Origin of the sequence: Catenuloplanes sp. NPDC051500 (assembly GCF_044454585.1) — a bacterium.
GTDB lineage: Bacteria > Actinomycetota > Actinomycetes > Mycobacteriales > Micromonosporaceae > Catenuloplanes.
This window is the reverse complement of record NZ_JBITDX010000002.1, coordinates 288835-311695: the sequence shown is the minus strand read 5'-3', so window position 1 is coordinate 311695 and position 22861 is coordinate 288835. Positions and strand designations below refer to the sequence as shown.

Annotated in this window: 19 protein-coding genes; 3 read left to right on the top strand and 16 right to left on the bottom strand. The window is 72.3% G+C overall.

Annotated features, from left to right (window positions below; genetic code table 11):
- Positions 1–178: 178 nt before the first annotated feature.
- From ACIA8K_RS04375 to ACIA8K_RS04365, 3 genes are all read right to left on the bottom strand, one after another.
- Complete coding sequence (locus tag ACIA8K_RS04375; RefSeq protein ID WP_396054851.1) at positions 179–1798, bottom strand: methyl-accepting chemotaxis protein; 1620 nt, start codon at positions 1796–1798, stop codon at positions 179–181.
- Between the two features lie 91 nt (positions 1799–1889).
- Positions 1890–4181, bottom strand: coding sequence for a putative bifunctional diguanylate cyclase/phosphodiesterase (locus ACIA8K_RS04370; RefSeq protein WP_396054849.1), 2292 nt, complete (start codon positions 4179–4181; stop codon positions 1890–1892).
- Positions 4182–4248: 67 nt separating this feature from the next.
- Positions 4249–4749: a PaaI family thioesterase gene (locus ACIA8K_RS04365; RefSeq protein ID WP_396054847.1), complete on the bottom strand. Its 501-nt coding sequence runs from the start codon at positions 4747–4749 to the stop codon at positions 4249–4251.
- 62 nt (positions 4750–4811) lie between these two features.
- Here ACIA8K_RS04365 and ACIA8K_RS04360 point away from each other — a divergent pair, with 62 nt between their 5' ends.
- Positions 4812–6566 carry an MFS transporter gene (locus tag ACIA8K_RS04360; protein ID WP_396054845.1) on the top strand — a complete coding sequence of 585 codons (1755 nt, stop codon included), beginning with the start codon at positions 4812–4814 and terminating at the stop codon, positions 6564–6566.
- Between the two features lie 181 nt (positions 6567–6747).
- Here ACIA8K_RS04360 and ACIA8K_RS04355 read toward each other — a convergent pair whose 3' ends face one another.
- On the bottom strand, positions 6748–7584 hold the full coding sequence (locus ACIA8K_RS04355) for an SDR family oxidoreductase (RefSeq protein ID WP_396054843.1): 837 nt from the start codon (positions 7582–7584) through the stop codon (positions 6748–6750).
- Positions 7585–7596: 12 nt separating this feature from the next.
- A complete protein-coding gene (locus ACIA8K_RS04350) occupies positions 7597–8076 on the bottom strand; it encodes a hypothetical protein (RefSeq protein WP_396054841.1) in 480 nt (159 codons plus the stop codon).
- 162 nt (positions 8077–8238) lie between these two features.
- Here ACIA8K_RS04350 and ACIA8K_RS04345 point away from each other — a divergent pair, with 162 nt between their 5' ends.
- Entirely contained in the window at positions 8239–9051 is an 813-nt protein-coding gene (locus ACIA8K_RS04345) for a hypothetical protein (RefSeq protein ID WP_396054839.1), read from the top strand.
- A 32-nt stretch (positions 9052–9083) separates the two neighbouring features.
- On the opposite strand, the gene ACIA8K_RS04340 is transcribed toward ACIA8K_RS04345, so the two are convergent.
- The 3 genes from ACIA8K_RS04340 to ACIA8K_RS04330 form a co-directional block, all read right to left on the bottom strand.
- Entirely contained in the window at positions 9084–9473 is a 390-nt protein-coding gene (locus tag ACIA8K_RS04340) for a DUF6069 family protein (protein ID WP_396054837.1), read from the bottom strand.
- Positions 9470–10228 carry a TetR/AcrR family transcriptional regulator gene (locus tag ACIA8K_RS04335; RefSeq protein ID WP_396054835.1) on the bottom strand — a complete coding sequence of 253 codons (759 nt, stop codon included), beginning with the start codon at positions 10226–10228 and terminating at the stop codon, positions 9470–9472. The genes ACIA8K_RS04340 and ACIA8K_RS04335 overlap by 4 nt, the downstream gene beginning before the upstream one ends.
- A gap of 84 nt (positions 10229–10312) precedes the next feature.
- A complete protein-coding gene (locus ACIA8K_RS04330; RefSeq protein ID WP_396054834.1) occupies positions 10313–11335 on the bottom strand; it encodes a 2-dehydropantoate 2-reductase in 1023 nt (340 codons plus the stop codon).
- A gap of 111 nt (positions 11336–11446) precedes the next feature.
- On the opposite strand from ACIA8K_RS04330, the gene ACIA8K_RS04325 reads away from it, so the two are divergent.
- The gene (locus ACIA8K_RS04325) at positions 11447–12118 is read left to right on the top strand and encodes a TetR/AcrR family transcriptional regulator (protein WP_396054832.1); all 672 of its coding nucleotides are present in this window, start codon (positions 11447–11449) and stop codon (positions 12116–12118) included.
- A gap of 69 nt (positions 12119–12187) precedes the next feature.
- Here the strand turns inward: ACIA8K_RS04325 and ACIA8K_RS04320 are convergent, their stop codons facing one another.
- From ACIA8K_RS04320 to ACIA8K_RS04285, 8 genes are all read right to left on the bottom strand, one after another.
- Positions 12188–15985, bottom strand: a complete 3798-nt coding sequence (locus ACIA8K_RS04320; protein ID WP_396054830.1) for a hypothetical protein — start codon at positions 15983–15985, stop codon at positions 12188–12190.
- 313 nt (positions 15986–16298) lie between these two features.
- Positions 16299–17069: an urease accessory protein UreD gene (locus tag ACIA8K_RS04315; RefSeq protein ID WP_396054828.1), complete on the bottom strand. Its 771-nt coding sequence runs from the start codon at positions 17067–17069 to the stop codon at positions 16299–16301.
- Between the two features lie 45 nt (positions 17070–17114).
- Positions 17115–17819, bottom strand: a complete 705-nt coding sequence (gene ureG, locus ACIA8K_RS04310; protein WP_396054826.1) for an urease accessory protein UreG — start codon at positions 17817–17819, stop codon at positions 17115–17117.
- Positions 17809–18657: an urease accessory protein UreF gene (locus ACIA8K_RS04305; RefSeq protein ID WP_396054824.1), complete on the bottom strand. Its 849-nt coding sequence runs from the start codon at positions 18655–18657 to the stop codon at positions 17809–17811. The genes ureG and ACIA8K_RS04305 overlap by 11 nt, the downstream gene beginning before the upstream one ends.
- Positions 18658–18666: 9 nt before the next feature.
- The gene (locus tag ACIA8K_RS04300) at positions 18667–20376 is read right to left on the bottom strand and encodes an urease subunit alpha (RefSeq protein WP_396054822.1); all 1710 of its coding nucleotides are present in this window, start codon (positions 20374–20376) and stop codon (positions 18667–18669) included.
- Complete coding sequence (locus ACIA8K_RS04295) at positions 20373–20696, bottom strand: urease subunit beta (protein ID WP_396054820.1); 324 nt, start codon at positions 20694–20696, stop codon at positions 20373–20375. The genes ACIA8K_RS04300 and ACIA8K_RS04295 overlap by 4 nt, the downstream gene beginning before the upstream one ends.
- Positions 20697–20704: 8 nt before the next feature.
- The gene (locus ACIA8K_RS04290) at positions 20705–21007 is read right to left on the bottom strand and encodes an urease subunit gamma (RefSeq protein WP_396054818.1); all 303 of its coding nucleotides are present in this window, start codon (positions 21005–21007) and stop codon (positions 20705–20707) included.
- 546 nt (positions 21008–21553) lie between these two features.
- The gene (locus tag ACIA8K_RS04285; protein ID WP_396054816.1) at positions 21554–22861 is read right to left on the bottom strand and encodes an amidohydrolase family protein; all 1308 of its coding nucleotides are present in this window, start codon (positions 22859–22861) and stop codon (positions 21554–21556) included.

Sequence of the window (22861 nt, the reverse complement as noted above, 5' to 3'; positions counted from 1 at the left end):
TTGGTCTGCAGTTTCTCCGGACCCGTCGCTTGCTTGACCACGTCGTGAGGCGCGGACGACCGAGGAACGTCGGTGTCAGTCAGACACGCTTTTCGTCTGCCTGACACCGCCGTCCGCAGGCCGTGGCGTCGAGCCTGGAGGAGCGAAGCGACGACCAGCTAGCAGAGCGACGACCAAACTAGTACCTGAACCGGGAGACGGTGGTCTGGAGTTCGATTGACATGCGGGAGAGTTCGGAGGCGGAGCGCTGGGCGTCGGCGACTGACTCGGCAGTGATCCGGGCGTTCTCCGCCACGTTGTCGATGCTGGCGCTGATCTGGCCGGTCGCGCTGGCCGCCTCGGCGACGTTGCGGTTCATCTCGGCCGTGGTGGCGGACTGCTCCTCGACGGCGGACGCGATTGTGGTGGTGTAGTCGTTGATCCGGCCGATGACCTCGGCGATCTCCTGGATCGCGGTGACCGCCTGGTTGCTGTCGGCCTGGATCGCCTCGACGCGGCGGGAGATGTCCTCGGTGGCCCGCGCGGTCTCCTGCGCCAGGTCCTTGACCTCGGTCGCGACGACCGCGAAGCCCTTGCCCGCCTCGCCGGCCCGGGCCGCCTCGATCGTGGCGTTCAGCGCGAGCAGGTTGGTCTGCTCGGCGATCGCGGTGATCACCTTGACCACGTCGCCGATCTGGCGGGACGACTCGCCAAGCGTGGCGATGGTCTGGTTCGTGGTCTCCGCGACCGCGACGGCCTGCCCGGCGACCTCTGCAGCGTTGTTGGCGCTCTGCGCGATCTCACCGATCGCGGCGCCCATCTCCTCGGAGCCGGCCGCGACGGTGGTCACGCCCTGGGACACCTCCTCGGACGCGGCCGAGACGACCTTCGCCTGGGTGGACGCCTCCTCCGCGTTCTTGGCGATCTGGTTCGCGATGACCGAGGTCTCCTCCGCGGCCGCGGCCAGGCTGTGCGAGGCGGACCCGACGGACGAGACGACCTCGCGCGTCTGCCGTAGCGCGCGGGTCAGCGCCTCGGCCATCTGGCCGACCTCGTCGCGGCCGTCGACGTCCGGCTCGAGGGTCAGGTCGCCGTCGGCCATGTGCAGCAGCGACCGCCGGACCGTGGCGAGCGGGCCGACGATCTGCCGGGCCACCCAGATGCCGAGCGCCAGCGCGAGCAGGATGCCGAGCCCGCCGACGATCAGCAGTGTGCGCTTGCCTGAGGACGCGGTCGCGGCGCCGTCGTCAGCGCGCGACTTCGCCTGCGCGGCCTCGGCGGCGGCCTCCGTGTCGATCGCGTCGCTTGCCGCGGTCATCGGCGGCAGCAGCTTCGTGCGGTAGTCCGCGGAGAACTGCACGCTCTCGCCCCGGTCGGCCAGCGGGAGCAGCGAACCCTCGGCGAGCGTGACCAGTTCCTCGTAGCGTGCGCGGAACTCCGCCATGGCCTCCGGGTCGACCTCGAACGGCTCGTACTCCTCCAGGCCGGCCTTGATGCTCGCCTCCCGCCCGTCGATCTCGGTGAGCAGCGTGGTGCGAGTCTCCGTACTGGCTCCGCCGTACTCCAGGACGCGGGCGCGCCAGGACTGGAAGTCGCGCACCAGGGTGGAGAGCGTGGTCAGCGGCTGGACATTGTCCGAGTAGAGCGTCTGGGCCTTGTCCGACACGGAGTCCAGCTGCACGAAGCCGGTCACCCCGATCGTCCCCGCGGCGATCGCGGCCACTGCCACGGCCGAGAGGATCTTCGAGTTAACGCCCCGATCGGTGAACCAGCGTGCCGGGCCGCCGCGCCGCGCGGCCGAGGAGGCCTCAGTGCTCATCTGTCATCTCCCGCATCGGAAACCGACTACACCGTGCAATCGACCGGGTACGGCGCCGTCTTACCATTTCGGGTGCTTTCTCGGTGCGGTGCTACTGCGGCCCGGGCGCCGGGGTGGTGTGGATCAGCTCTTCCAGCGCCTCCGCGGGCATCGGGCGGGCGTAGTGGAAACCTTGGCCGGTGCGGCAGCCGAGCAGCGTCAGCTCGGTGGCCTGCGCGGGCGTCTCGATCCCCTCGGCCACGGTGTCCAGGTGCAGGATCTGGCCAAGCCGGATCACCGCCTCGGCCACGGCGGAGCCCGCCGCCTCGCCGTTCAGTTCGGACACGAAGCAGCGGTCCAGCTTGAGGATGTCCACCGGCAGCCGGGTCAGGTACCGCAGCGACGAGTAGCCGGTGCCGAAGTCGTCGAGCGCGATCCGGATGCCGAGCCCGCGCAGCGCCTCCAGCCGCGCCACGTACGAGCCGTCGTCGACAAGCGCGCTCTCGGTCAGCTCGAGCACCAGGTCGCGCGGGCTCAGGCCGGTGCGCGCAAGCACTGCGGCGACCCGCTCCACCAGGTCCGGCTGGGCCAGTTGGCGCGGTGAGACGTTCACATTGGCGTGCAGGTGCTGCCGGCCGGGGAGCCGCTGCCACGCCGCCACCTGCCGGCACGCCTCCTCAAGCACGTACAGGCCGATCTTCTCGATCGCTCCGGTCTGCTCGGCCAGCGGGATGAACAGGTCCGGCGAGACCAGGCCGCGCTCCGGGTGCTGCCAGCGGACCAGCGCCTCGACCGCGGTGACCGCACCTGTCTCAAGCGTCACGATCGGCTGGTAGAAGACGCGCAGCTGGCCGGAGCCGACCGCGCCGCCGAGCTCCTCGGCCAGCGCGTTCTCGGCCGCGGCCAGGTCCTCGAAGCCGTCGGTGTAGAGCTCGAAGCGGTGGCCGCCGCGGCGCTTCGCCTGGTACATCGCCATGTCGGCGCGGTGCAGTACCACGGTGGCCGGGTCGGTGGCGGTGGTCAGCGCGATGCCGATGCTGGCGCCGACCCGGGCCGGCGCGCCGTCGATCGTGAGCTCCCGGGCGGTCGCGTCAAGGATGCGCCGCGCGACCACTGCCGCCTGGTCCGCGTCGCCGATCCTGTGCAACACCACCGCGAACTCGTCGCCGCCGAGCCGGCCGGCCGTGTCCGACTGCCGCACACACTGCCGCAGCACGTCCGAGAACGCGCAGAGCAGCGCGTCGCCGGTCTCGTGTCCGCGCACGTCGTTTACCTGCTTGAACCCGTCCAGATCGATGACCAGGACGGCGGAGACCTCGCCGTGCGTGGCCGACCGGCGGACGGCCGTGTCCAGGCTCCCGCGCAGCCGCACCCGGTTCGCCAGCCCGGTGAGCGCGTCGCTTACCAAGAGTTCATGGTTCTCCCGTACGGCGATGATCTGCCGGGCCGCCACCGCGGCGGTCATCACGATCACGCCCGCCGCCAGCCCACCCCACGGGTAGAGCCAGCCCTCCTCGGCCGTGGCGGCCAGCAGCAGCGCGTACCCGATGGAGAGCGCGAGGTAGGGAAGCTGCGTGGCGGCGCGCATCAGCCGGTCGCCGGCCGGCGGGCGGGCCTCGGCGGAGCGGGCGACCTGTGCCGCGGCCGCTCCCGCCATCAGGAACACGCCTGTGACAAGCAGCAGCGTGGGGAACAGGCGCCATCCGCCGACCACGTCGATCGTCGCGTTTACCGCGTCGTAGCTCCAGTACAGGTCGCCGGCGAGGAACACGACAAGCCCGGCCGGCAGCGCGGTCAGCGGATGCCAGGCCACCGTGACACCGCTCCGCAGCAGCAGCGCGCACACGCCGAACAGCAATGCCAGGTCGCTGAGCGGCAGGCCGATGCCGATCAGCCCGTCCACCCCGATGTCGCCGGTGGCGAGCATCGGGCCGATCAGGAAGTACCACATGAGCATGAAGCCGCCGCCCACCACGGTGGTCATGTCGGCGGCGAACTTCAGCCGCTCCCGCCCGGAGAGCGGGCGCATCGGCAGCGACAGCACACCGGCAAGCATCAGCGGCACCCACAGCAGGCGGCAGATCTGGATTGCGGTGCCGCCCCAGGACGGCGCCACACCGAGCACCTCGGCGACCGCGTACCAGGCCATCGATCCGGCCAGCACGGTCCAACCGGCCGCCATCCACCACCAGGCGCGGCGTGCCCCGCCGGCCGCCCGTGCGGCGGCGAGCGCACTGCAGAACGCGCCAAGCACCGCGCCGAGCAGCAGGCCCTGCCGGAACAGCAGCCCGGAGTCCGCGACCTGCCCGAACGCCTGCCGGCCCACAAGCGACGCCCACACCCCGACCACGACGATCAGCGGGAGCAGCGCAGGCCGGACGCGTACACCGGCATGAAGGGCCATCTGTCGTCGCTCCTGGTCGGCGGGTCAGCGACAGATCATTCGGCCCGGAACCGGCGCGGTTGAGTGTTCACCCCGGCATGTCGAAGATCAGGCAGCTCGAGGTGGCATGGGCCAGCAGCTTCCCGGCCCCGTCGGTGAGCCGGGATTCGGCAAGCGCGGTACGCCGCCCGCGGTTGAGCACCGTGCCCTCGCACCGGACCCGGCCGGTGGCGATCGTGACCGGACGGACGAACTTCACGTTCAGATCCAGCGACGTGTACCCGACGCCGGCCGGCAACGTGGTGTGCACCGCGCACGCGGCCGCCGTGTCGAGCAACGTCGAGATGACGCCACCGTGCACGCTGCCCAGCGGGTTGTAGTGGAACTCCCGCGGGTCCAGATCGAGGCCGACCCAGCCGTCCTTCGCCTCCAGATCGCCGAACCCGATGGTCGAGAAGATCGGCGGGGCCGGCAGCTCACCCGCGGACATCGCCCGGAGCATCTCCAGACCGCTGAGGCGGCCGAGGTGGGCGGCGACGGAGGCCGGATCCGACCAGGTGTACGTACGGCTGCGTGAGATCTCTTCCATGAACGCCAGCCTGGCACCCGCTGGGCGGATATGTCACCGCCGGGCGGGGCATACACTTCGACGTGTCGATCACCGCGCCGCTGCGCATCGCGGTCTACCGCAACCTCTGGCTCGCCGTCCTGGTCAGCAACATCGGCCTGTGGATGCAGACCGTCGGCGCCCAGTGGCTGCTGGTCTCCGAGCCGAACGCGTCGACGCTCGTCGCGCTCGTGCAGACCGCAAGCCTGCTGCCGGTCTTCCTGCTCGCGCTGCCGTCCGGCGCGCTCGCCGACAGTCTGGACCGGCGGCGCCTGCTGCTCGCCGTGCAGACCGGGCTCGCGGTGGTCGGCGGGCTGCTCACGCTGTTCACCGCGATCGGCGACCTCCACCCGGCGCTGCTGCTCACGTTCACGTTCGCGCTCGGCGCCGGGCAGGCGCTCACGCTCCCGGCCTGGCAGGCACTCATCCCGGACCTGGTGCCGCGCCCGCAGCTCGTCTCCGCATCCGCGCTCGGCTCGATCAGCATCAATGTGGCCCGCGCGGTCGGCCCGGCCGTCGCCGGTCTGCTCATCGCCCAGGCCGGTGCGGCAGTCGTCTTCGGCATCAACGCGCTGACGTTCGTGCTGTTCGCGGCCGTGCTGGCCCGCTGGCGCCCGGCCACGTCAAGCGCGCCCCGGACGCCCGAGCCGTTCACCGCAGCGGTCCGAGCCGGCAGCCGGTACGTGCGCCACTCGCCCGTCGTCCGCCGCATCCTGCTGCGCGCCGTGCTGTTCATCGCGCCCGGCAACGCGCTCTGGGCGCTGCTACCGCTTGTCGCAAGCAAACGGCTGGGCTTCGGATCCGGCGGGTACGGCCTGATGCTCACGGTGCTCGGCGCCGGCGCGGTCGCCGGCGCGTTCCTGCTCGGCCCGATCCGCGCCCGCGTCTCCAACAACCGGATGCTCTTCGTGGCCGGCGTGCTCTACGCGGCCGCGCTTGCCGTGCTCGGCCTGGTCCAGGTCCCGGCGCTGGTGATGATCGCGCTGCTCCCGGCCGGGCTCGCCTGGGTCGCGGTGCTGTCCACGATCAACGCGTCCATGCAGCTGTTCCTGCCCGGCTGGGTACGTGCCCGCGGCCTGTCGATCTACCAGATCGTCATCTCCGGCGCACAGGCACTGCCCGCACTCGCCTGGGGCCTGCTCGCGGACGCGGCCGGGCTGCCGGTCGCGCTCGCCGCCTCGGCCGCGCTGATGCTGGCCGGCACGCTGTCGCTTCGCTTCTGGGGGCTGATCGACACCGGGAACATGGACCGGCAGCCGGTCGTCTTCTGGCCGGAGCCGCACCTGACGCTTGAGCCGGACCCGCGCACCGGACCGGTCCTGGTCACGGCCCGGTACCGGGTGCGGCCGGAGAACGAGGCCGCGTTCATCGACGCGATGCAGGGCGTGCGCAGGTCCGTGCAGCGCACCGGCGCGTACCGCTGGGGGCTGTTCCGGGACGGCGTGCAGGGCGGCACGTTCGTCGCGGTCTACCTGGTCGCGTCCTGGGAGGAACACCTGCGCCAGCACGAAGGCCGGTTCACCGGGTCGGACCAGGCGGCGGAGGAGCGGGCCCGGGCGCTTGCCGACGGGCCACCCGAGGTCAGCCACCTGCTGCCGGCCACGCGGCCGCAGCCTCCGGCCGACGCGCCGGAGCCTGCCGAGCCGGGGTCCGTCGTGCCGGAGGCTGCTACGCGGGAGTCCGTCGTGCCGGAGACTGTCGCGCCCGGTGAGCCGGTCGCCGGCCAGGGCACGGTGCCGGCGGAGATCGTCGAGCCGAATCCGGCAGCGGCGGGCCGGCCGGGTCACGTCGCCGGCTGAGGACGGAGGCGCCAAGGCCGCGGAGTGAACAGCCGGTCCGGGTCGGCCGCATCAGGTCCCACCGCGGCCGGCCGGCCCCGCTCAGGCGTGGTGGGCCCGGCGGCGGCGTCGCCGGGCGGCCGGGCGAGAGCGGGCCTGTCCGCCCCAGGCCCGGCGGCGTCCCGGTGTGGCAGGGGCTTGCTCAGGCGCGCTTCACCAGGTCCCGCAGCGGCGTCGCGGGACGGCCGGTCAGCAGCGGCACGTCGCCGGTCACCTCGGCCAGTTCGCCGGCCGCGATCGCGGTGTAGGTGGACACCCACGCGTCCACCTGCCAGTCCGGCGCGCCGTACCCGGCGCGCGACGCGTAGGCCTCCGCCACCGTCTCCGGCAGGTAGGTGACAGTGCGCCCGGACCGTTCCGACACGATCGCGGCCACCTCGGCGAGTGTGAGCGCCTCCGGCCCCGTCAGGCCGTAGACCCGGTTCTCGTGCTGCTCCGGCGCGCGAAGCACGGTCACGGCGCTTGCGACCACGTCGTCCCGGGCCACGGCCGCCACCCGCCCGTCGCCGGCCGGGCCGCGGATCACGCCGTCAGGTCCGGCCAGCTCCGCGAGGAAGTCCGCGTAGAGGTTGTCCCGCAGAGCGGTGAAGGCCATCCCGGACGCGCGCAGGTGTTCCTCGGTCGCGTGGTGGTCCCGGGCCAGCGTGAACGTCGCGTCCGCGGCCGCGCCGAAGAACGAGACATAGACCAGATGGTGTACGCCGGCAGCCGCGGCCGCGTCGATGAACGTGCGGTGCCGGGCCAGCCGGTCCGGTGCCTCGGCGGCGGAGACCATCAGCGCGGTCCGCACGCCGCGCAGCGCCCGCTCGGATGCGTCCCGGTCGCCGTACTCCGCGGTGGCGACAGTGGCGTGCGGCAGATCCGGGGCGCGTCCAGGATCACGGACGATCAGGCGCAGGGGTACGCCGTGCGCGGCCAGCCGCCGGGCCACCCCGCCGCCGATGTGACCTGTCGCGCCGGTCACCGCAATGTCGGTCATGCTCCGATGATGTCACTCTTCGGAGTCGTCGGTGCGCTCACGGCGTACCCATGAATCGTCCTGGTCTGTGGGGGTTCGTGATTCTTCCCGAGGGCCGCGCAGCGGGTCGAAGAACACGTCCTCGGCCGACTCCGGTGCGCCGCGGAACCAGGCCTTGACGCTCGGCATGCTCACCAGCGCGGCGTAGATGATCGCCCAGCCGAGGCCGCGCATGCCGGCCAGCACGCCGTTCTGCACCATCTGTGCCACGGCCAGGCCGGCGCCGGCCGCGCAGAGGAGGAGCAGCACCACCCGCCCCCAGCCGTGCCCGCGGAGGACGGTCCAGGCCAGCACCAGGTAGAGCGCGCCGTAGGGGACGAGCAGCCAGGGTGGGAGCACGCTGCCCATCGCGTCGCCGGAGAGGCCGAACGCGAGGGTGAGGCCGCCACCGGCGCAGAGCAGCACCGTGGTGGCCAGGACCGCGGCCGGTGGGAGACCGCGAGGCTGGACCATGGGCGGATTCAACCATGAGTATCGTTCGTGAATCCGGCGCCGCCCGGTCGGCCGCCCGGCGTTCATCCGAACGGGGCCGGCGCGGTCGCGCTCCGCGTAACCGGCGGTGACTGAGGATCATGGCAATCGTCCGTCAACCGGGTGCGGGTAGCGTCCGTGCGCATGGTTGACGATCTTGTAGTGGCCGCGGAGAGCGCGGAGGCGCACGCGTTGATGTCCCTCGTCGACGGCGCCTCCCCGGAGACCACGGCGCGGCTGCGACTCACCGGCACCCGGATCGGCGGCGCGACCGTCACCTCGGCCCCCGGCGCGGCGCAGACGTTCTGGACCCGGGTACTCGGGCTCGGCATCAGCGAACCGGTCACTGGTGAGCTGATCGGCGAGATCATCCGCTACTACCTGGCGCACGGCACCGGGCGGACCGTGTTCCAGATCGCGCCCTCGCTGCTACCGCCGGACTGGGACGCGATCCGCGCCGAGCACGGGCTGACACCGGGGGCGACCTGGTACAAGATGGCGCGTCCGGCGGCCGAGACGCCGCCGCCGGCCACCTCGCTGTCGATCTCCCGGGTGGAGCCGGACGAGGTGGCCGAGGCGATGGCGGTGCTGGCCACCGGCTTCGACTGGAGCGTGGCGGACATGACCGGGCTGATGGGCGGCGCGATCACGTCCGGTCTCGCCGACGGGTACGTGGCCCGGGACGGCGACACGATCGTGTCGAGCGCGCTGCTTGTCGTGTCAGAGCACGGCGGTGCGATGTACGGCGCGGGCACGCTGCCCGGTTTCCGGGGGCGGGGCGGGCAGACCGCGCTACTCGCCGCGCGGGTGTCGGCGGCGGCACGGGCCGGGTGCGGGACGGTGTTCGCCGAGACGTGGGTGCCGGGGGAGGGCGGGCGGAACCCGTCGTTCGAGAACATGCGGGCGGGCGGATTCGAGGTGCTGTACGAGCGGCCGGGCTGGGTCTGGGAGGCCTGACCGGCCCGCTCGTGCGCGCGCCTCCCGGGGCTTTACGGGGCTGGTGCCGGTGGTGTGCGGCGGGGGAGCCAGGCGAGGAGCGGGGCGGCGACAAGCAGGTGTGCGAGGCCGAGCGTGAGGCGGGTGCCGGTGGACATCTCGCCGGCGAGCGGCACGATCGAGAGCAGCAGCAGGGACACGGCCACGATGGTCCAGACGAGCGCGGCACGGCGGGGGAACAGGCGCTCCAGGACGGCGAGGAACGCCCAGCCGAGCAGCGCGAAGACCAGTGCGACGAGCGCGATGAAGCTTGTGGTCAGCTCGATGGTCTCGCCCTGGGGTGAGGTGACGGCGAGCGGGTGATCGGCGAGGCCGGCCACGATCAGGCAGAGCAGTGCGGGGCCGAGCACGGCGGCCGCGATCGCTGTCAGACGCTTTCTCATGATTTTTCGTGCCTTTCCAGGGCGCCGTAGAGGAACAGGTCGACGAGGTCCGCGGCGGACGGGGGGCCGTCGCCGAGACCGGAGAGGTCGCCGCGCTGGGCGACGGTGAGCATGCCGAAGAACGCGGCGGCCAGCTCCGGCGCGGGGCGTCGCAGGGTGCCGGCCGTCGCCTCCGGGGCGAACAGGTCGGCCAGCACGGCTGTGGTTTCGGCCATCACCCGCGCCCGGCCGCCCTCGATGAGGCGCCGGCCGTCGTCGCCTCCGTCGTCCGGACCGGCAGCGGAGCTGCTCTCGGCGGTTCGCTTATGGGCCGCTTGGTTCTGGGCCGCTTGGTTCTGGGCATCGTTGCGGTCGGTGGCGGGGGCCGGGCGGGCCGTCGCGCGGCGTCCGGATCGGAAGCCGGTCGCCTGCAGTGCGCCGGTGATCGTGCCGATCCGCTGGACGTAGGCGCCGAGCGCCTCCGCCGCCTCGACCAGGCGGTCCGCGAGCGGCTGCTCCAGGTCGACGGCCGCGATGTCCGCGTGCACGGAGTCCGGCCGCAGCGCCTCCGCCATGACGGCGCAGAGCAGGTCCTCCTTGTCGGCGAAGACCCGGAAGATGGTGCCCTCGGCGATCCCGGCAGCGCGGGCCACCTGTGCGGTGGTCACCGTCGCGCCGAACTCCGCGACCAGCGGCATGGTCGTTGTGATGATCATTTCGCGGCGTTGCTCCGGGCTCATCGCCGGTGCACGCCGCCGTTCACCTGATGGCGTCATGCCGCACAGCATATGAGTGAGTGCTCACTCATTCAAGAGGGCAGAGAAAAGCCGCGCACCCACAGCTGGGTACGCGGCCGGAAGCTACTTGTGGTTGAGGCCCCGCATCAGCGCGAGGATCGCCCGGTTCAGCGGCACATCCACGCCGTGCTGGTCGCCGAGCCGTACCACCGCGCCGGTGATCAGTTCGTGCTCGGTCGCCCGGCCGCCCGCGCGGTCGTACAGCATCGAGGTGCCGTCCTCCGGCGCGAACGCGTCGTACATCTCGAACGTGCGCGCCACGTCGTCGTCGGTCAGTGCCGCACCCGCGGCCACGCCGACCGCCACGGCCTCGTGCAGCAGCGCGCGGGTGAGCGAGCGGACCGCGTCCTCCTGCTGGATCACGGCCATCCGGCGCATGGTGAGCGCGGTGACCGGGTTCGCACCCGCGTTGGTGAGCAGCTTGCGCCAGGCCGCGGTGCGGAAGTCCGCCACCTGATCGACAATCAGCCCGGACCCGGCCAGCAGTGCGGCGAAACGCTCACCGGGCACCTCACTGGGCGCTCGCACGGCCGTGGCCTGCTCGGTGTTCGTGGCCTGCTCAGTGTTCGTGGCCGGCTTCGTGATCGTGGCCGGCTTCGCGTCGAACGAGGCGAACGAGGCCGGGCCTGACGTGTCCGGGCAGCCCTGGACCGTCAGCCGCGCGCCCTTGCGGTGCAGCACGTGGCCGCGCTCAAGCAGTTCGGCGGCGACGTAGACCAGTGCGGGCAGCAGCGTGACGCCGGCCGGCAGCAGCGGGCCGACGCGCTCCGCGTGGTCGACGCCGTTCTGCAGCACGACCACCGTGGTCTCCGGGCCGATCAGCCCGTCGAACCAGGCGGCGGCGCCCGCGACGTCCTGCGCCTTCGTGGCCAGCAGCACCCAGTCGGCGGTGCGGGCCTCGCTCGGGTCGACAAGTACCGGCACGTCGAGCTCGCGGATGCTGTCGGATCGTTCTATGACCAGCCGCTCGGGCCGGGTGCGCGCGCACAGCACGACGTCGTGGCCGGCGTTGTGCGCCGCCTCCGCGACTACCAGGCCGACCGCGCCGGCGCCGATCACCGCGACGCGGGTGTGTCTCGTGGACATGGACCTGCCTCCCGTACAAGTGAGAAGGTTTTCTCACTTACGCGAGTGTGCCTGATCTTGTTTGCGATCTGATTACGGGGACGTGGCTACCCCGCGCGTAGAATCCCGGACATGTCGCTGCCAACGGGACGAGTCCGGTCAGCTTCGGCTCCGGGAACGGCCGACGACGACGAGCGGCCCCGCCGCAGTGACGCCCGGCAACGCCGGTCCGCGCTGCTCACCGCCGTGGGCGAGCTGATCGCCGAGCGTGGGACCGAGTTCCCGCTCGCCGAGGCCGCGGAACGGGCCGGGATCTCCACCGCCACCGCGTACCGCAACTTCTCCGACACCGGCAGCGCTGTCGACGCGTACTTCGCCGAGCTGATGGGTGACCTGCTGGACGCGTTCGACAGGCTGCCGGTCGGCGACGACCCGATCTCCGACATCCGCGTGCTCTGCCACGAATGGGTCGCCCAGGCCACCCGATGGGGTGCGGCAGCCGTACACATGCGATCGCCGCGCGGGCTGCTGGCCAGGCGCAACGTGGAAGACCCGTTCATCGGCGGGCTCTACGACCGGCTGGCCCGGCTTGTCGAGACCGCGATGACCCGGGGGCGGCTGCCGCAGCAGGACGTCCGGTTCGCGGTGCTGATGTGGGTGACGATCTTCGACGAGCGCGTGGTGATCGACCTCACCGGCTCGCTCGGCTGGAGCGAGAAGACCGCGGCCGACCACCTGACCGAGGCGCTGCTGCGCACGTTCGGCGTACCCGCGGCGGTCATTCCGCGCGCGATCTTCGGCTGACCGCTGCGCGGAGAGGACCGCTGACCGCTGCGCGGAAAGGGCCCGGCCCTCTCCGCGCAGCGGGTCAGATCACTCCGGGAACGCCTCCGGGTCGACGCCGCTCGTGCTGGCGTTGCCGCCGGCCGACGCCTGCAGGCTGATCGTCCACGTCGTGTACTGCGACGACGTCGTGGTGAACTCGATCGTGTCATCGAACTTGCTGAAGTCGCAGTCCCGGTTGAACCGCTTGCCGTCGAAGTCCCGGCCGCCGGTCACGAAGATCGTGTACGTACCGTCGTAGATCTGGTCGACAGTGAACTTGTTCTTGCCGTGGATGTACACCGAGATCTGCGGCGTGTCCTCGCCGTTCTTCACGATCGTGACAAGCGCGTCCAGGTCCCCGCCGTTGTCCACTGTGAGTTCGCCGAGACCGCCCCGCACGCTCTTGATGAACTTGCCGTTCGCCGGCCTGCGGTTCTCCTCCGCGAGCGGCTTCGACAGCCAGGCACCGACCACGAGGCTCGGGTCCTTCGCCGACAGCGCCGCGGTCGCCGTCCGCATCTTGCCCGCGCCGTTCGACCGGGACACCACGCTGTTCGCCGAGGACCCGGTGCACAGCTCCGCACCCTCCGCGGACAGACTCGCGTCGAGCACGTCCGAGCTCAGCGAGGTCAGCGCCTCGACGAGCGCCGCATGCTCCGCCGCGACCGGCGCCGGCGGCGTCACCCGGGCCAGCGAATACGCCTGCGCGCTCAACTTCTCGCCCAGATCGTCAGCGGCCTCGGTGAGCGTGGTCGGGTTGGTGGTGCCGGTCAACGCCTCGAAGCTCGGCTTGATGTCGCCGTCCAGCGCGCTGAGCATCGCCTGGTACTCGGTGATCGTCACCGGCTCCGGCGGCGCGCTCTCCGTTGGCGCCGCCTGCCCGCCGTTCTCCTCCACCGCGGCCTGGTCACGGTCCCCCTGGAACAACATCACCGGCACCGCACACAGCCCCGCGCAGAGCAGCACGGCCAGCACCGCACCCACCACGATCAGCGCGGTATTGCGCTTCGGCTTCGGCGGCGAGGCAAAACCACCAGGAGCACCGAGTGGGTACGCCCCCGGCGGATAAGCCGCCCCCTGCTGCCCCCACTGCGGCTGCCCTCCCTGCGGCGGCGCACCCCAGACCTGCGCACCCGGCGCGGGCGCGTTCGGATCCGGCATGCCCGACGAGGGCACGGCGGAGGTGGGATAACCGGCCGGATAGCCGGGAGCCCCGGGCGCCGGGTAACCGGGCGGCGGCGGGTAGCCGGCCGCACCGGAGACCGGCGGGTAGCCAGGTGTGCCCGGCGCGGGAGCGCCGGAGACCGGCGGGTATCCGGGCGTGCCCGGGGCCGGGACGCCGGAGACGGGCGGGTAGCCAGGTGTGCCCGGGGCCGGGATGCCGGAGACGGGCGGGTATCCGGGCATGCCCGAGGCGGGAGCGCCGGAAACCGGCGGGTATCCGGGCGGCGGGTATCCGGGCGTGCCCGAGGCCGGGACGCCGGAGACCGGCGGGTAGCCAGGCGTTCCGGGCGTTCCGGCACCGGACACCTGCGGATAGCCAGGGGCGCCCGAGGCCGGGATGCCCGAGACCGGCGGATAGCCGGGCGTTCCCGGTGCCGAAGCGCCGGGGATCGGCGGGTACCCGGGTGTGCTGTCGCCCGAAGCGCCGGGGATCGGCGGGTACCCGGGTGTGCTGTCGCCCGAAGCGCCGGGGATCGGCGGGTACCCGGGTGTGCTGTCACCCGGAGCGCCGGGGATCGGCGGGTAGCCGGGCGGCGGCTGGTAGCCGGATGTGCCTCCGGCCGGGGCACCGGAAACCGGCGGATAGCCGGGCGTGCCGGGTGCAGGCACACCGGAGACCGGCGGCGGCGGGTAACCGCCCGGACCGCCGGGAATCGGCGGGTAGGCCGGCGCCGGAGCACCCGGGTCAGGCTGGTAGCTCGAACCAGGCACCGGCGGGTACGCGGTCGAAGGCGCGGCCGACGTCGGCGGAATCCCGGGCGTGGCCGCCTCACCCGACGTGTCCGCGGTGCTCGTCGGCATCGTGTAACCGGGCGGGGGCGTGGCGTCGGCCGCGGGCACGTGCTGCGTGCTCTCCGCCTGGAACGGCCGGTCAGCCGCCTCCGGCGAATCATCCCCGGACCGTGTTTTCGCCGCCACCGCAGCTGCGGCAAGCCCTGCAGCTCCGGCAGCGACCACCGCCGGCACGATGATCGACGTCTTGTCGCCCTCATCCTCAGCGTGGCTCTGCCCCGCGCCGGGGGTCTGACCAGCCGCGGCCGGAGTGAGATCCGCAGCGGTGAAGACCGAGGTCTTGTCGCTGTCGTCGTCAGCGGCCGCCGGCCCCTCGTCCGCATTGGACGCGGTCCGGGTGAAGTCCGCGGTGCTGATGACCGACGTCTTGTCGCTGTCGTCGTCGGCTGCGGCAAAGGTCTCGTCCGTACCTGATGCGGCTGGGCCGAATCCGGTGGCGCTGAAGGCCGAGGTCTTGTCGTCGTCGACCGTCGTAGAGGTCTCATCCGCACCGGACGCATCCGAGCCGAACCCAGCTGTGCTGATGACCGAGGTCTTGTCGCTGTCTTCGGCAGGCGCCGCCGGGGTCTCGTCTGCGTCGGAAGCAGCGGGGGTGACATCGGCGGCGCTTATGACGGCGGTCTCGTCGGCGGTCTCGACCGTGTCGGTCGTGGCCGGGCTCGCGTCGGCGTCTGTCTCGTCGGCGGCGGCGGGCACGGCAGGAGCGGTGAAAATGACCGAGGTCCGGTCCTGCTCGTCGTCTGCCGGGACCCGCTGCGTGGTCTCCGCGTCCGGCGCGGTGTCCACCGCGCTGAAGATCGATGTCTTCTCATCGTCCGCCGTCACCGGCGCCGTGTCCGCGCCGGCGGCCGGCTCGGACTCGGCAGCCGGCTGCGTGGCACCATCCGTCGCGTCGCCGGTGGCGAATACGGTGGCCCGCTCGTCGGCGTCGCTGTCCGGCGCCGGAATGACCGCCGCGCGGTCCTGGTCCGCCCCGCTCGGCGTGACAGCCTCATCGGCGCTGTCCGGCGCGGCGACCACATCCGTCTCACCGGCCGAGTCGTCACGGTCTCCATCGGTGACCGTAGCGGCCGGGATGACCCGGTCCCCGTCGGTCACGTCCCCGTCCGGGATCGCTGTCGTCCGGTCGCCGTCGGTCAGGCCGCTCGCCCGGTCGCCCCCGGTGACCGGTTCGGCCGTGTCGGTTGTCTGGTCGTCGCCCGTGACGCTGCTCGTGGTCGACTCGTTCGCTGCGGAAGAGGCCGGCGGGATGACCGAGGTCCGGTCATCGTCGGCGGCGATCGAGCCTGACGGGATGACAGAGGTCCGGTCATCGTCGTCGGCGGACGGGCCCGCCTGAATCACCGAGGTGCGGTCGTCGTCCTCGGCGGCCGAGGGTGCCGGGATGACTGAGGTGTGGTCGTCGTCGGCGGGCGGCGTCGGGATGACGGCGGTCGCGTCGGAGTCGGCTGACGGTGACGTGCCGGACGGGACGTTGAGCGGCGTCGTGTCGTCGTAGGGGGTCGGGAGCGGGATGATCGACGTCGTGTTGTCGCCGGGGACGGGCGGGGGCGGGGGGAGTGGGATCGCCGCTGTCGCATCCTCGTCGGCGGTGACCCGGACGTGGATGGTCAGCTCCGGTGGCCCGTCCGCGGACGAGCTGTCGTTTCGGGGGAGCCGGAGGATCGCGCCGTCGCCGATGCCCGCCGGCAGGTTGATTGCTATGAGCCGCCCGTCGGGCGGCAGCGCGATGGTCTTCGTCGTGCCCGCGGCCGCCTCTGTGGCGGTCAGCTCGACCGTTACCACGCCGGACTCGCCGCTCGGCGGTCCGCTCTCCGATTCCCGTGCCATGCCTGGATTATGCAAGTGCGTGTCACCCCCGCGTCCAGCAGGGAGATCACCGGACGCGGGTACCGGGACGTTTCGACGGATCTGCACTCTCCGAAGTCGCGGTCTGTCACCGGGTAGTGATCGTTTTGGGCGGCCGTGCACCTCAGGCACATTCACCTACAAGCGGACGTTCGTCATAAAGACCGCAGCGTGCGGGTCCGGCCGGTCACCTCGGGGTCGGCAGCACGCGGTTGCGGCCGGTCGCGAACCCGGTCGCGGGATGAGCGACGAGACGGTTCGGCAGCGGCTCACCGGGACGAGCGCGCGGAAGCCTTCAGCGCACGCCCACCGGCGTGAGCTGCATGGCCTTGTCCAGCGGTCCCCGGACCGCCCGGAGATCCTCGCCTACCGCGGTGGCCAGCATCGCCGGGCCGGGGAGCGGCATGGCGGCGGCCGTGTCGCCGAGCGTGGTGGCCGGGGGAGTGCCGGCGTCCGCCCAGGCCGGGTCGATGACGATCAGTGAGCCGGTTGCGCGTCCACCGAGCACCGCGGGGCCGGACCAGCCGGGCGCGGCCGGGCCCACGGACAGGTCGTGGCGGTAGATCGTGTGGCCCGCGTACCGGACGGTGGTGTGCAGGCGCACGTCGCCGGACTCCTCGCCGTGCCGCCCGCAGACCAGCTCGTCGCGCCAGACAAGCGTGCCGCCGTCCGCGACCTCGACAAGCGTGACCGCTTCGTGGTCGCAGCCGGCCGCGCCGATCAGCGGTTCGGGCAGCCAGTGCAGCAGGGCGCCGCGCGCGACCCTGGCGTGCACCTCGACCAGCGAGGTGTCCGGGCGGCCGTGCGCGCGGGGGGTGGGCAGCGCGATCGACGCCGCGACCGTGCGCATCACCAGCGCGGCGCCGGCCTCCACAGTGATCTCGATGCGCAGCCGGTCGCCGCCGAGCGGGCCGGCCGCGCCGCCGACCAGGTGCACGTCCGCGGGTACGCCGGGTTGCCGCGTACCGGTGCGCCGGACCAGCAGCGGCGGCTCACCGGCCAGCGTGGGAAGGCTGGTGCCGCCCCGGCCGTCAGGCGTGGCGACGATTCGTGCGACGGCCCGCATCAGCGTGACCCTCGCGCGCTCATCCTCGTACCCCCGTGGTGCTTCTCAAGCGACCACGGCGCGTGCCGCGACCAGGCCGCGGACCCACGCGGCCACCTGCGACGCCCCCTTGTCCTCCGCGATCGACTGGAAGATCGTCGGGAGGTCGCCGCGTCTGGCGCGGGCGTCGCGGTCCATCACGGACAGGTCGGCGCCGACCAGGGGAGCCAGGTCGGTCTTGTTGATGACCAGCAGGTCGGCGGTGGTGACGCCGGGGCCGCCCTTGCGGGGGACCTTGTCGCCGCCGGCTACATCGACGACGAAGATCTGCGCGTCGATCAGGCCCTTGCTGAACGTGGCGGTGAGGTTGTCGCCGCCGCTCTCGACAAGGATCAGGTCGAGCGGGCCGAGCTGGGCCTCTAGGTCCTCGACCGCGTCCAGGTTGGCGGAGATGTCGTCGCGGATCGCGGTGTGCGGGCAGCAGCCGGTCTCCACGGCCCGCACGTGCGAGGCCGGGAGTACGCCGTTGCGCAGCAGGAAGTCGGCGTCCTCGGTGGTGTAGATGTCATTGGTGACGACGGCCAGCCGCAGCTCCGCGGCAAGCGACCGGCACAGTGCGGCGACAAGCGCGGTCTTGCCGGAGCCGACCGGGCCGCCGATGCCGATCCGCAGCGCGCGGCGGTTCTCGGTCAGGGGCGCGTGCGGGTCGGGTCCGGGATCCGTCGGCCCGTGGCCGTGCGGGACCGTTCCGTCCGTGTCCTTATGAGGCAAAGAGACGCACCTCCCAGGTGGCGTGGTGTTCGGCGCCGATGTCAAGCAGCGGAGCACCGTCCGCCGGCAGGTCATCGAGGGATTTTTCCAGATATGTCATGGCGCGGGCGGCGATGGCGTCGCAGTCGGACGCGAGGCGGGCCAGCAGCGCGTGCACGCCGTAGGGGTCCAGGCCGAGCAACCGCACGGCCGCGCTCGCCGGGCCGCTGATCGTGCCCCAGGCGGCGGCGACCGCGGCCTGCTCCGGCGCGAGCCCGGCGGCGGCCGCGACCACCCCGAGCGCGACCGGCTGATGCACGTCCGCCCGGTGGAGCGCGGGGACCGGCCACATCGCGCGACCGGCCCGGAGCAGCGCTTTCCCCTGCGCGCGCGAGGCGTGGCGCAGCGCGGGCGACGGCGTCCGGACCTCAAAGGCACGATCAAGATCTTCGACCGCGTGGGTACGGGTACAGGCCGCGAACGCCGAGGCCACCAGCCCGCCCGTGGCCAGCCGTCCGCGCAGGAAGGCCTCCAGGTCCGGCAATCCGCGGATCCGGCCGACGCTGACCTGCGCCTCCAGCCCGGACGAGTGCGCGTGCCCGCCCGCCGGCAGCCGCCCGTCCGCGAGGACGAGCAGCGTGGCGACCGACCCGGCGGCGGCTGGCCCTGCGGCGACTGACGCTGCGGCGGCTGGCCCTCTAGCGACCGGCCCTCCGGCGGCCGGCTCGGCGGCGGCCGGCTCGGCGGCGACCGGCCCTGCGGCGACCGACCCTCTGGCGGCCGGCTCGGCGGCGTCCAGCCCGGCGGCGATCACCGGGCGGCCCTCGGAAGCGGTCCCCGGACGGTCATCGGTGGTCATCGGTGGTCATCAGAACAGGAAGTAGCGCTGGGTCATCGGAAGCGAGTCGACCGGCTGCGGCTCGACCACCTCGCCGTCGATGCGGACCGTGAACGTGTCCGGTTCCACCTCGATCCGCGGCGTGGCGTCGTTCAGTGGCAGGTCGGCCTTGCCCACGTTCCGGGTGCTCGCCACCGGGGCGAGGCGGCGCTTCACGTCCAGCCGGCCGGCAAGCCCGTCCTCGATCGCGGTCCCGGAGACGAACGCCAGGCTGGTCGCGGCCGGCGCGTTGCCGTAGGCGCCGAACATCGGCCGGGGCAGCATCGGCTGCGGCGTGGGGATTGACGCGTTGGCGTCGCCCATCTGCGCCCAGGCGATCATGCCGCCCTTGATCACCAGCGACGGCCGGACGCCGAAGAACGCCGGGTCCCAGAGCACCAGGTCGGCGAGCTTGCCCGGCTCGACGGAGCCCACCTCGCCGTCGATGCCGTGTGCCACGGCCGGGGCGATTGTGTACTTCGCGACGTACCGCCGCGCCCTGAGGTTGTCCTTTCCGCCGTCGCCGGGCAGCGCGCCGCGGCGCTCCTTCATCACGTGCGCGGTCTGCCAGGTGCGCAGGATGACCTCGCCGACCCGGCCCATCGCCTGCGAGTCGGACCCGATCATCGAGATCGCGCCGAGGTCGTGCAGCACGTCCTCCGCGGCCATCGTGGTCGGGCGGATGCGCGACTCCGCGAACGCCAGATCCTCCGGGATGGACGGCTTCAGGTGGTGGCAGACCATCAGCATGTCGATGTGCTCGGAGAGCGTGTTTCGCGTGTACGGCCGGGTCGGGTTCGTCGAGGAGGGCAGCACGTTCGGCTCGGAGGCGACGGTGATGATGTCCGGCGCGTGCCCGCCGCCCGCGCCCTCGGTGTGGTACGCGTGGATCGACCGGCCGCCGATCGCCGCGAGCGTGCTCTGCACGTAACCGGCCTCGTTGAGCGTGTCCGTGTGGATCGCCGCCTGCACGCCTGACGCGTCGCACACCCGCAGGCACGCGTCGATCGCCGCGGGCGTGGTGCCCCAGTCCTCGTGCAGTTTGAAGCCGCCCACGCCGCCGCGCAGCTGCTCCCACATGGACTCCTCGGAGACCGTGTTGCCCTTGCCGAGCAGCAGCACGTTCACCGGCCAGACGTCGAGCGCCTCGAACATCCGGGAGAGGTACCAGGCGTTCGGCGTGACGGTGGTGGCCTTGGTGCCCTCGGCCGGGCCGGTGCCGCCACCCATGATCGTGGTGATGCCGGAGGCGATCGCCTCCTCAAGGATGCCCGGCGCGATCAGGTGCACGTGGGAGTCGATCGCGCCCGCGGTCAGGATCCTGCCGTTGCCCGCGATCACCTCGGTGCCCGGGCCGATGACCAGGTCCGGGTGTACGCCGTCCATCGTGTCCGGGTTGCCGGCCTTGCCGAGCGCGACGATCCGGCCGTCCAGGATGCCGACGTCCGCCTTGATGATCCCCCAGTGGTCGAGCACGACCGCGCCGGTGATCACGGTGTCCAGCGCGTTCTCCGCGCGGGTCGCAAGCGACTGGCCCATCGACTCGCGGATCACCTTGCCGCCGCCGAAGACCGCCTCGTCGCCGCCGCCGGCCCGATCCTCCTCGACCTCGATCAGGATGTTCGTGTCGGCCAGCCGGATGCGGTCACCTGTGGTGGGGCCGTAGAGCGCGGCGTACCGGCGCCGGTCCAGGAAGCTCATGCGGTCTCGTCCTTGTCGAGCGGGCCCGCCGCCTCACCGCGGAGGCCGGGAACGATGCGGCGCCCACCGAGCGGCACCAGGTCCACCTCACGCGGCACACCCGGCTCGAACCGCACGGACGTCCCGGCCGGCACCGCAAGCCGATGGCCCCACGCCTCCCGCCTGTCGAATTCAAGCGCCGGATTGGCCTCCGCGAAGTGGTAGTGCGAGCCCACCTGGATCGGCCGGTCACCGGTATTCGCCACCGGGAGCGTCAGCACCGGCTTACCGGCGTTGATCTCGATCTCCCCGTCGCCGGGCAGGATCTCTCCGGGAATCATGCTGCCCCCTACGGGATCGGCTCGTGCACTGTGACGAGCTTGGTGCCGTCCGGGAACGTGGCCTCCACCTGCACCTCGGCGAGCATCTCCGGCACGCCGTCCTGCACGTCCGCCCGGCTCAGCACGGTCCGCCCGGCCTCCATCAGCTCCGCCACGGTCCGGCCGTCACGTGCCGCCTCCAGGATGTAGGCGGTGATGATCGCGGTCGCCTCCGGATAATTCAGGCGTAAACCGCGCGCGCGGCGCTTCTCCGCCACGTCGGCGGCGACGTGGATAAGCAGACGATCCTGCTCATGCCGGCTGAGGAACAAGAGTCGACCTCCATGTCTGCTCCGGGCTACCGATGCTGGCACCGGGACGTTTCGGCTCTGTTAAGGCCTTGCTGCGGGTGATCACTACGCTACTGGGGTGGGGGTGGTTGCGTTTCGGTCTCTGCGGTTTCGCGGGGGTGGGGGTTGGGGGGGGGGGGGGGGGGGCCCCGGGGGGGGGCCCGGGGGGGGGGGGGGGGGGGGGGGCGGGGGGGGGGGCGGGGGCGGCCGGGGGGGGAGCCGGCGGCCGGCCGGGGCTGCCCCGCGGGGGCCCGGGGCGCCCCGCGCCCCCCCCCCTCCCGTGCCGGCGCTATCCGGCTCGCCGCCCCCCCCCCCCCCCCCCGAAACCCCCCGGTGGTCACCTTGGGGGGGTCGGCGGCAGTTTCCAATGTGGGATGGGTGTAGCCGCTGAGCAGTAGTTATACGGAGCGCAGTCGCGGGGTTTGAGCGCTTGTGTAGATCAAGAGTTTTTGGCTCCGTCGCACCGGCGGTGCTGTTGCGTCGTGGTCGGCAAATTTTCGGGTCCGGATTTAGGGAATTTCCGGGAGGTTAGGAAGTGGCGGCCTGGATGGCGTTGCGGGAGGTGGTGACCTGGTGGTTGAGGGCGGGTAGGTCGATGTTGAGCAGGTGGCCGTTGGATTTGAGGGTGTGGCCTGCGACGAGGACTGTGGTGATGTTGCGGGGGTCGGCGCCGAGGACCAGTGTGCCGATCGCGTCGTTGAGGGGCATCGTGTTGATGGCTTCGGCGTCGACGACTATGAGGTCGGCCTGACGGCCGGGGGTGAGTGTGCCGGTTACCGCGCCGAGGCCGATTGTGTGGGCGCCGTCGGTGGTGGCGAAGCCGAGGACGTCGCGGGTGGTGATTCGGGAGGACGGGCGGTCGACGGCCCGCATGCGCTGTACGGCGAGCAGCACCCGCATCTGGGTGAACATGTCGCTGGCCAGCGCCACCTCCACGTCGATGCTCAGGCCGGGGCGCACCCCGGCCGCGAGTGCCTCGTCGATCGCGGGGATCGCGGTCTCCAGGCCGATCTGGGTGTCGGAGCTGGGGGCGAGCGAGATCGTCGTGCCGGTGTCGCCGATCGCGCGCCACGCGTCGGGCGTCAGCCCGGTCGCGTGGATCAGCTCCAGGTCCGGGCCGAGCAGGTTCTGCTTCTCCCAGGCCAGGATCGCCTCGGAGGAGGCCGTGCCGAAGACCGCGTCGATGCTTACCGCGATGTCCAGGTCGCGGGCGACCGCGGCGAGTGACGGGCCGTAGACCAGGTCCGGCCCCACGATGTCGGTGGCGAGCGCGGCCAGGCGCAACGTGATCAGGCCGCCGGGCGGCAGCTGGGCGCGCAGGCGGGTCAGGTCGGCCGGCCACTGCCGGTCCCAGGTGCCGAAATGCGGGCCCATCGACGCGTGTACGCCGCGGATACCGGTGGACGCGAGGCCGTTGATCGCGGCGTCCGAGTGGGCGGCGGTCCGGGAGTTGTGCGAGAAGTCGAGCATCGTGGTGATGCCCGCGTCGAGCGCGGTGAGCGCGGCCAGGCGGGTGCCGACGTACATGTCGTCCGGGGTGTAGACCGGAGCCACGCCGGCGAGCGTGGTGGACAGGTATTCGCCCAGGTCGCCGACGTCCGGGATGGTGCGGCGCAGCTGCGCCTGCCACGCGTGCCGGTGCGTGTCGACGAAGCCGGGCGCGACGATCCGCCCGGTCGTGTCGATCACGGTCGCGTCCCGTGCTTCGGGGTGGTCGCGGAGGTCCGGGCCGACCGCGACGATCTCGGTGCCGGAAATCAGCACGTCGCCGCGCGGCAGGTCGCCGAGCGTGGGATCCATGGTGACGACGGCGCCACCTGTGAACAGCGTTGACAT